The following is a 12,037-nucleotide window of genomic DNA, read 5'->3' as shown; positions in this document are numbered from 1 at the left end:
ACAAAGCGTGGCTAATGTTACAGGAATGTTACAAAAAGCCGGAATATCCATTAATTAATACCCATATTTTAGCGTTGGTAAACCACAAAGCGTTGGTATATCAGCTTTTTTTTTGCTTTCAAAACCGTTACACAATTGAAAAATTAAAAGACCATCATTTGTGATAGTCTATGTATAGGCAAAAAAGTTCCTTGAGAGGGGTATAACAAACTTATGAAGAAAAAATGGTTATTACCGATTTTTGCATCTTTTATGTTATTTTCAACAATTCAAATAGATAACGCTGAAGCGGCAACTGCAAATGAAGTTACTGAAACAGCGACGAAATATTTAGGTATTCCTTATGCTTATGGTGGTACAACTACTAGCGGATTAGATTGCTCTGGCTTTACTTCTAAAGTCTTCAATGATTTAGGCATTAAATTGAACCGTACATCAAGCTCACAATATCAGCAAGGTACTGCGGTTGCGAAGAGTGACCTAAAAGTTGGCGATTTACTTTTCTTTAACACGAGTGGTAGTGGTATCTCACATGTAGCGATATACATAGGTGATGGTAAAATGATTCACTCTCAAACAGGTAAAGGTGTTAGCTATTCTAATGTAAACGATCCATATTATTGGAGTTCTCGTTACGTTGGTGCAAAACGCGTAGCGGATTTTGACGCTGAACAACAAGCTGAAGTGACAAAAGTAGCGACTGCTGAAGTTAAGGACGCTGCAATTGACTTTTCAGTATATGCTTCACGTGCAGAAGTTGCTGTACAAATTGCAAAAGCTTTAAACTTAGATACATCTGATAAAAATACTTCATTTGCAGACGTAAAACCTACTTATGCACATGCTGGTGCAATTGCTGCTGTAGCAAAGTTAGGTATTTTTACAGGTGATGATCACGGCAAATTTAATCCTTCTTCTCCAATGACTCGTGCACAAATTGCAAAAGTTTTAGTAGTTGCTTTTGGTCTTGAGCATAAAGGTGATGTGGTGACATTTGCAGATGTTCCTGAAAATTATTGGGCAACAGAATATATTTCAATTCTAGCATCAAACGGTATTACAGCAGGTAAAGATAACGGTAATTTCGGTTATGATGAAATGTTAAAGATTTCTCAACTTGAAACATTTATCGAGCGTGCTAAGCAAGTGAATAAGTAATCAGTTTCTACTTCGCTTCGGACAAGGGCTACGTTTGAAGTGAAGCAATGCATGGAAGTTCTTTTAAATAACGTATAGATGGCGGAGAGTTTGCATTTGCAGGCTCTCTTCTTTTTATGAATCCATATGAAATGGGGTGATATAAAAAAATGTCGAATAGTTACAATCTATGATAGTTTTATATGTGAATTTTTGTTAAAATGGACACAATAACACGAGAACATGAAGGGAGGAAATAAGACATTGTACTTTAAAAAAATCAGTCTTATATTATGCGTCTTATTCATTTCAGCTTCTATGTTTACGATACATAGTGCAAATGCAAGTGGTGGTTTTGAAGATGTTACCCCAAAGCATGAAGCTTATGAAGAGATCAATTATTTAGTTAGTTTAGGTGTTATTAAAGGGTATACGGAAAATGGTAAAACATATTATAAACCTAATAATAGCGTAACGCGTGGACAAGTTGCAAAAATGGCAGTTGTTGCTTCTGGTAACAAACCATTAGTTGTCAATAAGTCAAATTTTTCAGATGTAACGGTTGGTACCGAGCTTTCAGGTTACGTTGAACGTGCCATACAGTTAGGGTACTTTAAAACAAATACAACTGGACAGTTCTTACCAAACAAGCCTTTAACTCGTGATGAAATGAGTTACGTATTAACAAAGGCATTTAAGCTTGATGCAAGTGAATTTGAAAATATTGATTCTCCTTTTGTTGACGTAGGCATTACACATCCTTACGTTCAGTATGTTAATACGATTTACTATAATGGTATTACAAAGGGAAGCGGTCAAAACTATAATCCAAATAGCCAAGTGACACGTGCACAGTTTGCATTATTTGTTGCTCGTGCTAAAAGTGAAAAATATCGTTTAGAGTTACCAGTAAAAGGTGAAGCTGTTCCTGATACAACACAGGTTATTGGTTTAATTCAAGTGACAACAGATGGTTTGAATATTCGTAAATCAAAAGACTCTGCATCTAGTTCGAACATTGTAGGGACAGTCGATAAAGGTGGAAAACTATCAGTCTATGCAGTTGAAGATGACTGGTTAAAAGTAACATATAAAGGTGCATTTGCTTATATTTATAAAACGTACGCACAGTTTTTAGACGCGGACGGTAATGCATTAGGGAATATTCAAAAAGAAGTTAAAACAACACAAGGCATCAATCTCTACGTGAAGGCTACTTCGTCTTCTAAAACTATTTCAACAATCAATAGTAATGTCAAACTGCCTGTCTATAAAACGGTTAATGGCTACTATCTAACAGTAGTAAATGGCTTGCCAGGATATATTGTGGCAAATAGCACAGAGGATGTGGAAGTAGAACAACCTTCAAAACCAGATCCAACTCCTCCGCCAGTTGCAGGAGACTTACTAGGTCGTGCAACTGTTGGTAGTCTAAATGTGCGCAAAGAAGCGAACTCAACTTCTACAGTATTAGGTAAATTAAATAAGGGCGACTATGTGCAGGTTAATAGCATTAGTGGCTATTGGGCTCAAATTACTTTTGATGGACAAACAGGCTATGTGCATAAATCTTACTTAAAACTATTAAACCAAAGTGGTAATGCACTGAAAAATCGTATTATCATTCTTGACCCTGGTCATGGTGGTAAAGATCCTGGAGCTGTAGTAGGTTCCAATTCAGAAAAGGCTATTACATTAAAAGTTAGCACACTTGTAAAACAGAAACTTGAAGCAGCTGGAGCGAAAGTGTTAATGACACGTACAGGTGACACATATCCTTCATTGCAAGACCGTGTAGATTTTACCGATGCAAACTTTGGCGAAATCTTTGTTAGTATACATGTCAACTCAGCAACTAACACCTCTGCACAAGGTACTGAAACATATTATGCTGTGACAACTGGAGATATGTATCAAGAAGATATAGATCTAGCTACTTTTGTAAATAACCAAATTGTTAATAACTTAAACATGAAAAATCGTGGTGTTAAAGAGCAACAATATTATGTTATTCGTAACACATTAATTCCAGCGATTCTAGTAGAGCTAGGTTTCCTTACAAATAGTGAAGACCGTGGCAAAATGACAGATGATCAATATATCGAATTATTTGCTGAAGCTATTTATAAAGGGATTTCTCAATACTACGCTAAACAATAAAAATAAAGAGCTACATCGTTCCTATTTAGAACGACGTAGCTCTTTTTTATTGGATAAAAAGTGAGATTCCAGACAATCTATTAGCGCTAACCAAATGTTATTTAGCGTTCGCGTGAAGTGTGCGATTAACAAATTGGGCAAAGTTTTGACGAGTTACAGTGTTGTTTGGTTTAAATGTTTGATCTTCATAGCCTGTAGTAATGTCTAATGCATAGAGAGCCTGTATATCTTTAAAATAGACATGAGATGTAGGGACATCTATGAATGTATTTTTAGTATAGCCTTGAAGCTTAAAGCCCTTTACAAGTGCATGTGCCATTGCGGCACGCGTCATCGGTTGATGGGCGTTAATTTTGCCATCTTCTAAAGATATTATTCCATAGCGAACGCCTGTAGCTAGAACTGCATAGCCATAATCGCCAGCTTTCATATCGCTGGCGTTCAAGGGAGCTGAGCTTGAAGGGGTGATACCAAGTGCACGTAATACCATTTCAGTAGCTTGTATTCGAGTGAGTGTGCCTTGAGGGTTGAATTTGCCATTACTCCCTTTCACAATACCTAATGCATGTAAGTTTTTTATATCATAATAAGCACCGTTTGATGCTAATACATCTTGAAAGAATGGGGCAACCTCAATAGTAGCCTTGTTGGAACCTTTTGTACGTGTGAGCGTTTTAATTTCTGCAATGGTTGCAAATTTTTCGTCAACATTTTTACGATCATCACGACCTTCTATGAAAGAAGTACGTATCGTATATGTGCCAGCGGCTAAATTTTCTGGCATGAAAATTTGATATTTTTCCGAGTGGGTACTAATATCTTTGCGGTCAGCATTAGTTGTGGTCGCATCGGCAGCAAGACCTGGTAAATAACGATCATGCCCTTTACCGACAACGTGATCGTTCGCATCAAGAATCTCTACTTTTAACGTACCACGAGCTGGCACATTGCCATTGTTCTTTACCGTTACTGTGGAGTAGAAGACGAATTTACCAGACGGCGCTACATAACTTTGCACACTGTCAGAGTATAGCGAAAGATTATAGCGACGTGGCACATCACTATCATGATTTTCGGCAACCCAACGTAAAGCGTGCTTCATAAATACTTGGGCGTCTAAGTCGCCTTGTGTTGTAGAATAAGCAACACCGTTTTCGTTATCTTGCCAATCTGCTTTGGCATTAATAGTAATGTAATCATAAATTTTAAATCCGATTTGTACGACTCGACCTTTGCCGTATTGAATGGCATGTGCTGCTCCAAATTCATTTTTCTTCATTGTTTGTGGCTTGTCAGTATAATCGTAATTTGAGAAATATAATAGCGGTGAAGCGGAGCCACCTTGCCAAGGTTTAATGATTTCAACCCACTCTTGATCAGATTTTGTAAGATTTAATTTGCTTTTGCCGAGCTCTTTAGTTGCGTTTTGGATAATTGGATGTACTGAATTACTATTGCTAATTGTTGCGTTACCCAACACTATATCATCGATAAAGCGTGAGTTGAAAACTTCTGATAGGTTATCCCACTCCATGACCCAAGAGTCCACATCATAGATTAATGGGGAGAGATCCATTTGACCGGCCTTCGGAAATTTTGCGGATTCGTTACGAGCTGTTTGGAACGCAAAAATAGCACCGCCACCGTTGCGTACATACATTTTGACATTTTCACGTTGTAGATGATTCATCATGACTGTATAAGGAAAGACGATTGCATCATATTGGCTTAAACTTTCTAAGCTATTTAAGTCCTTTTCGTAAATTTTCTCTACATTGAAGCCCTGTTGTTGATATAAAAGGAAAGCTTTTAGCTCCTTGTTGTATGTAGAGCTATAATCGACCTTTGGAGATACTGTTTGTCCCTCATATGTACCACCGGGGTGTGTGGCGTTGGCATATTTCTCGCTACTTTCAGAGAAAACGATACCAATTTTTTGTGTTGAAGCTTGAGCTTGCGTCGGTAATAGGAATACAACAAGCAGACAAGCGCAGACTGTAATTAATGAAATGAATATCTTCAATAAATCCACATCCTTGTTTTGTATTTTTCTCAAAAATGGTATTACTTATTTTCATCATACACCCAAATAATGACTGAATCGTAGAGATTTAGGTGAAAATGAAATTTTTGAGCTTTTTTATGTAAAATCCATAGAATACTTTCTATAAGTCTATCCGTATTTATGATATAATAACCTTTGTTTTTGTAGGGAAAACTAAAGAATATAATAGTGAATAACAACTATTGATTCACGATAGAGGAGGGCAATAACATCTATTTAGATGTATTACATGTATGAATAAACTGAAGCAAGTTTTCACAAAGGTCAATAAGATTGATACGTTTTCACCGTATTTCTTTTTACCTTTTATATTAGTGCTATATTTCTTTACAAGTCTATTCGATTTTCATCGATTTGAATTATTTAACGTTCGTGTATCAATTTTACCAGCGGTACTAGTAGCACTTGTTTGCTATTATATCGGTGTATATATTATTGATAAATTACAATGGACAATCCCATCATTCGGGTTATCGTTCTTAGGAAAATATGTTATTCACTTTGTTGTGTTACTAACAATAATCGGTTTAGCTGCTTATTTAATGATGATTTTTGGTGGAGGTTTAGGAATTTCTGATGAATCTAATCGTCGTAATCTCGATCCAAAACTAAACTTCTTTAGCCAATTATTATGGTACGGGATTTTACTGTTATTATCTTACAAGATGATTTTAGAAAAGCATATGACATGGAAGAAAGCATTAGTATACGGCACGATTTTTGCTGTTGTAATGTTCTTGTTCCTATTAATGGGCTATCGTACACCATTAATTATTATGCTATTTACTGGAATTATTATTTTCCACTATGTTGTGAAACGTGTGAAATTAACTTGGTTCCTGACAGCATTATTTGTAATCGGTGTTGCATTCTCGATGTTTGGTTTCTTACGAGTAGTGACAGAAGATACAACTAAAGAATTCAATAATCGCGATCAACCAGATGTTGAATTGACAGAAACAGAAAAAGAAAAACTGTTAACAGTTGAACAAAAAGTAAATTTAACACCTAAATGGATGCGTTCAATAAATGGTGAAAGTGTTACAGGTCATATCGTTTTAAGTAAAATTATTGAATACACGCAAGAAGAGGGCTACTTAAAAGGCGAAATTCATAAAGGTATCTTTAGTACGGTTCTTCCTGGTGAGCAAATTTCACCTCGTATGAAGGTGACGGAAGTTGTAAACTCATTGAGCGTGGAAGAAGGGAAATATATTACACGTCCAACAAGAACAACAACGCCTACCTTTATCGGACAATTATTCCTAGATGGCGGCTATGCACTTGTAGCAATTGGCTTCTTACTATATGGTATATTAATTTCATTAATCTATAATAAAGTAAAACAAGGTGGCATCCGTAGCTTCCACTCAGTAGCTTACGCATTTGTCATTACATTGTTTACAGTGTCGATGCACACAGGCTTACTTGATTTAATCTTTATTTTAATGTTAGGTTTTGTAGTAATTGCATCAGCAATTATAAAAACAGAGCAAAGAAAACTTCGATACTAACAGTAAAGGGCTGTCCTCAATAGGGCAGCTCTTTTATGTCGCTTGGAAACGATGCATGTGGGAAGCCCGTAGTGAATCGCGGAATCCCAACGCAATATCGCGGAAAAAAGGTCATGAACCGCGGAATTCCTACGTAATATCGCGGAAAAAGGTCATGAATCACGGAATTCCTATTCCATATCGCGGGTAAAAGGTAGTGAATCGCGGAATCCTTACGTCATATCGCGGAAAAAAGGTCATGAATCGCGGAATCCTTACGAAATATCGCGGAAAAAAGGTCATGAATCGCGGAATGCCTATGCTATACCGCGGGTAAAAGGTAGTGAACCTCGGAATCCTTACGCCATATCGCGGAAAAAAGGTCATGAACCGCGGAATTTCTACGCCATATCGCGAAATTAAGGTCATGAATCGCGGAATCCCAACGCAATATCGCGGAAAAAAGGTCATGAATCGCGGAATGCCTATGCTATACCGCGGGTAAACACGGCTGCACAGCGCTGTATTGTAGGAAACAAAAAAGGACCCTCCAATAAAGTGAGGGTCCTTTTCTTTATTTTACTGTATCTATAAACTGAATATAGTCTTTACTAATGTAAGCTGAACCTGGGTGGAGCTTATCAGATAGTACTTCATGCCAGCCATTAATGTTTGTATTGATAACAATGACAGGCATACCACTTCTAGCATATGTGAAGAGAGGGCTATTGCTAGTAGAAGTGTCTGTACGTACATTTAAACCAGTAGTTGTTGTTAAGCCAATTGTATAAGGATTTTTTGCATCCTTAAAACCTAACGCTTTTTCAGCACGATAGTAGTGTCCAGCAATTTTAGCTCCCCAGTACGGGTCAGATGCATATTTTACGTTAAAGCCAAGTGCTTTCGATCCAACTACTGCACCGTTTGCATAGTTTTTCCCAGGGGCACCACCTGGTGTAATATAGTTTGGTTGTAGGAACTTATCAACAAGTTCGTTAATATTAGCAGCTACACTGTCGAATTTTTTATTAAGTGGGTTAGTGTCATAGACATATAAACCAAATAGGTTGTTTAAGTTTTGTGCATGGTCACTCATACCATAAGCACTTTCATGCTGAGCAAGTGACAAAATTAACATGGCGTTAATATGTGAATTTGCCTCAACCTCTTTTAACGTTTGTCCTAAGCCGATAAGCTTACTTTTCGTTGTAGCTTCTTTATAGAGTGTAATACCTGTACTTTCCATCTCCGCAAGCTTATTCATAATGTAAGCATCGATTTCTTCTGCTGTATATTGTGTTGTTGCACGAGCAGGTAAAAATTGATAATAGTTATAAGCTTCCCCTTTAGAAGAGCCATTCCCATTTGTGAAGTAAATACCATTCCAGCTATAGTATTTTTCACCTTGCTTCATGAAAGCAGGTGCTTTTCCGTAAACATAGCTTGAAGAATATTTATTTGATGCGTAATCGTACAGTGTATGTTTAATTTCCCCATTTTCGTTTGAATAGTAAGAACGTCCCTTACTTAGTGAAAAGGGAATTAACGTTACATCCGCTTGTTTTAAATAGCCAACTTGACCAGCTAATCGAACTTTCACTTGAGCTGCATCACTGCTGATATATTCCATTTCTGTATTACCAGCAACAGCGATTTGATCTTTAATCGTTTCAGAATAAAGTGCAACATAATTATTCGTCACAACATAGCCAGAAGTCATTTTTACAATTTTATCTTTTTGGACAATAACTTGCGTATTTTTTGTTAATGCTTTATCAGCAGCTTCAAAGCTTGTGAAGCCTTGATTGCCGACTAGTGTACCATTTGAAATTTCTTTAATCGCATAAGTAGAGAAGTCAGCACCAGCATCACCTGCAAGCAGCATTAAACGTTGAATAAACGTTGCAGCTTGTCCAATTGTGGCATTTTTTTCAGGCATAAAGTAGCCATCAGAACCGATAATGATTCCTAAATGTGCACCGATTGCTACGGCAGAGCGGTATTCTTTAATAATGGATGCATTATCTTTAAATGTAATGGATGAAGTACCTTTAGGAATCTTTAAATAATCAATAGCTCTCTCCAGCATAATTGCCATATGCTGTCTTGAAATGGCGGCATCAGGTTTAAATGAACCGTCTGTGTATCCTGTTATAATTCCAGCTGAAGCAGCCAATTGAATTTCCTTTGCATACACATATGTATCTGGAACATCTGTAAATGCCATACCGTTATTTGCTTCGAGATTCATTACCTTTGCTAAATAAGAAGCAAATTCTCCACGTGTGACATTGTCATTTGGTCGATAACTGCCGTTAGCATTCGTAACTAAAGCGTTTTTCGAAATTAAGTAGCGCAGGCCATTTTCATGGGCATGCCCTGAAAGTTCATCAGCAGAGGCCATTTGGGGTTGCCAAAAAAGCAAGCTAACTACTGCCATAACCAATGCAAAGATTGATAGTTTTTTCATTTTTTTCCCTCCTAAACTTTAACATCATTTTACCAAAGTTAGAGAGTCGCGATAAGGTCAAATATAAGTATTCTCTTAAAATGCGTCAATATAAATAGTTTTTTTACCAATTATATGTAAATGGAAAATAGCTTAAATGTTCCATAGCTATTTTGGCATATTTTTGATAATCTTATAGAAGTAAAACAAAGAAGGGAAGGTGAGGGCTCTACATTTCCTGAGGAGCGCGAAAAAATGAAAAGAATAGCAAAAATTTTACTGATTTTAGTTGTAATGATGTCGATCGTTGTTAGTCCACTAAATGCCTACGCATTTCAAACAGTAAAGAAGGATTACCCACTTTCAAAAGGTGTACAGTATAAACAATATACATACAGTAATACCTATACAAACTCTATTAATCATTTATCGATTAATGTTGGAGATCCGACGACAGAAGTACAATTAGGGATGCCCGCAGCAGTCAATGGAAAAGAATCGACAGTAGCAAATGCGAATCGTCTTTCTCGTGAGGGAAATCGAGTAGTTGGTGCTATAAATGCAAGTTTTTTTAATATGTCAGAAGGTTATCCATTATTTTTACTAGCTAAAAATAATGTTATTTTGAACGGTGGAACAGTTTCCAGCGGTTCCGACCAATATATGAATGTTCCTACGGCATTTGGGATGACATCTGATGGTCGTGGTGTTATTGATTATTTTGATTTTGACGTGACACTTTCTCATAACGGAACGAATTATGAAATGTCAGGCTTAAATCGTGTACGTAATATATATGAAGCTATTATTTACACACCACAGTTTTATAGTAAAACAACAGATACAAATGAATACGGTTTTGAAATAGTGGTAGACACTGGTTCACCGATTACAGAAAATACATTTGGACAAACGTTAACTGGTAAGGTAACACAAATTAAGCCTTATGGATCGAAAGAAAAATTAACGATACCATCTACTGGCTTTGTTGTTTCTTTACAGGGCGGTGAATGGCACAATAAATTAAGCCAAGTAGCTGTTGGCGATGAAATGAGTGTTAATTTTTCAATTGATCAGCTTTGGCAAAATGCACAATTTATATTGGCGAGCGGTCCTTATTTAGTAAAGGATGGTAAACCATATATTATGATGAGCACTTCAAGCTCACGTGCAAAAGAAGTTGCACCACGTACAGTAGTCGCTACAAGTAATAATGGACAAACAGTGCATTTCATTACAGTAGACGGTCGTCAAACCCATAGTAAGGGTATGAATATGGTGCAGCTTGCTAATTATTTAGTAGCACTTGGTGTCGACAGAGCCATTAACTTAGATGGCGGTGGCTCAACGACAATGGCTGTTCGAAACTACGGCAGTAATAATGTTGTATTAGCGAATTTGCCATCCAATTCGGGTAATACGCAGCGTCTTGTATCTGCCACATTACAAGCAGTTAGTACGGCGCCAACTGGCAAGGCAACACATATTAAATTTACGAATAGTACAAACTACGCAACACTTTTAGTAGGCGCTTCGTCGAGTGTAGCTGTTCAATACGTTTTAGATGATAACTATACGACACTACCACTAGATGGTCATTTATCGTTAGCATCTCAAAACCAAAATTTACAGATTAATGGCTTGAACTATACAGCAACGCAAGCTGGGGATGACCGAATATACATCGGCTATGACGGCTCTGCTGTGCAATCATATCAAGTTAAGGTAGTAGATGCTCCTACAACAATGGCTGTTGCACCAAGCTCTAAAACGGTAGGTGCAGGTGAATCTGTTAGCTTTACGATTGATGCTAAAGACGACGCAGGTAAGCCTATTGTTTATAATCCATCTCAAGTGAAATGGTCTGTAGAAGGTAATATAGGTACAGTTACGAGCGATGGTAAGTTTACAGCGCAAAATCCAGGAACGACTGGTAAGGTAATCGCTACTTTAGGATCGAAGAGTGTAGAAGCTACTGTTACCGTAGCGAAACCAGCGTTGTTTAAGGACATTCCAAATAATTATGTTTACTATAAAGAGATTGAATATTTAACAACTCACAATATTATTACAGGACAGGCTGATGGTACATTTAGACCGAATGACAAGCTAACACGTGCACATGCAGCAGTCATTATTAGCCGAGCATTAGATTTAGATACAAAAAATGTGAAAAACCCAAGCTTCAAAGATATTCAGGCAAATCACATATACTATAAGGAAATAGCAGCTGTTGTAGAAGCTGGTATTATGAGTGGCCGTGAAAATAATACTTTTGATCCGAATGCAACATTGACACGAGCGCAGATGGCGAAAATTGTGGCAATTGCATATAAATTAAAAGGAACAAGTAGTATTGCATTTAAAGATGTTCCAAAAGATCATTGGGCTTACACTTATGTACAACAACTAGCAGCTAACAACATTACGACTGGCTACGACGGTAACATATATAAACCGAACGAAGCAATCAGTCGAGCACACTTTGGTCTGTTCCTTTACAGAACGATTAATAAGTAAAAGATTAATCAAGCCTTGGCATAATAGCGTCCAGATGTTTTCGAGCCTGCTCGAAAAGTACTTCTTAAAACTGTGACCTCCGCCGGGGCTTTTAACTTGATTCAGCTAGTGAGTGGACTTGTGCTGAAGACAGTAAAAAATGAAGTAGTACTTTTCTGCTGTTTTATGCTATGAATAATGGCCATATGGCGCTAGAAACAGGGAGAATCTCGT

General features: G+C 37.1%; 6 protein-coding genes. 4 read left to right on the top strand and 2 right to left on the bottom strand.

The features are described 5' to 3' along the window. Nucleotides 1-213 precede the first annotated feature (213 nt). Both ACQKNX_RS15870 and ACQKNX_RS15865 read left to right on the top strand, forming a co-directional pair. Nucleotides 214-1,158, top strand: a complete 945-nt coding sequence (locus ACQKNX_RS15870) for an NlpC/P60 family protein (protein ID WP_427429717.1) — start codon at nt 214-216, stop codon at nt 1,156-1,158. 243 nt (nt 1,159-1,401) lie between these two features. Further along, complete coding sequence (locus tag ACQKNX_RS15865; RefSeq protein ID WP_427429716.1) at nt 1,402-3,297, top strand: N-acetylmuramoyl-L-alanine amidase; 1,896 nt, start codon at nt 1,402-1,404, stop codon at nt 3,295-3,297. A 97-nt stretch (nt 3,298-3,394) separates the two neighbouring features. Here the strand turns inward: ACQKNX_RS15865 and ACQKNX_RS15860 are convergent, their stop codons facing one another. Beyond that, nucleotides 3,395-5,320 carry an S-layer homology domain-containing protein gene (locus tag ACQKNX_RS15860; RefSeq protein WP_427429715.1) on the bottom strand — a complete coding sequence of 642 codons (1,926 nt, stop codon included), beginning with the start codon at nt 5,318-5,320 and terminating at the stop codon, nt 3,395-3,397. A 275-nt stretch (nt 5,321-5,595) separates the two neighbouring features. Here ACQKNX_RS15860 and ACQKNX_RS15855 point away from each other — a divergent pair, with 275 nt between their 5' ends. Continuing rightward, nucleotides 5,596-6,876 carry an oligosaccharide repeat unit polymerase gene (locus ACQKNX_RS15855; RefSeq protein WP_427429714.1) on the top strand — a complete coding sequence of 427 codons (1,281 nt, stop codon included), beginning with the start codon at nt 5,596-5,598 and terminating at the stop codon, nt 6,874-6,876. Nucleotides 6,877-7,429: 553 nt separating this feature from the next. Here ACQKNX_RS15855 and ACQKNX_RS15850 read toward each other — a convergent pair. Further along, a complete protein-coding gene (locus ACQKNX_RS15850; RefSeq protein ID WP_427429713.1) occupies nt 7,430-9,325 on the bottom strand; it encodes an S-layer homology domain-containing protein in 1,896 nt (631 codons plus the stop codon). A 234-nt stretch (nt 9,326-9,559) separates the two neighbouring features. Between ACQKNX_RS15850 and ACQKNX_RS15845 the strand changes: the two genes are divergently transcribed. Next, complete coding sequence (locus tag ACQKNX_RS15845) at nt 9,560-11,824, top strand: S-layer homology domain-containing protein (RefSeq protein ID WP_427429712.1); 2,265 nt, start codon at nt 9,560-9,562, stop codon at nt 11,822-11,824. The last annotated feature ends 213 nt before the right edge of the window (nt 11,825-12,037 follow it).

The sequence above is a fragment of the Lysinibacillus sp. NPDC093712 genome (assembly GCF_050280025.1).
Taxonomy (GTDB): Bacteria; Bacillota; Bacilli; order Bacillales_A; family Planococcaceae; genus Lysinibacillus.
This window is presented reverse-complemented; position numbering and strand designations above follow the sequence as displayed.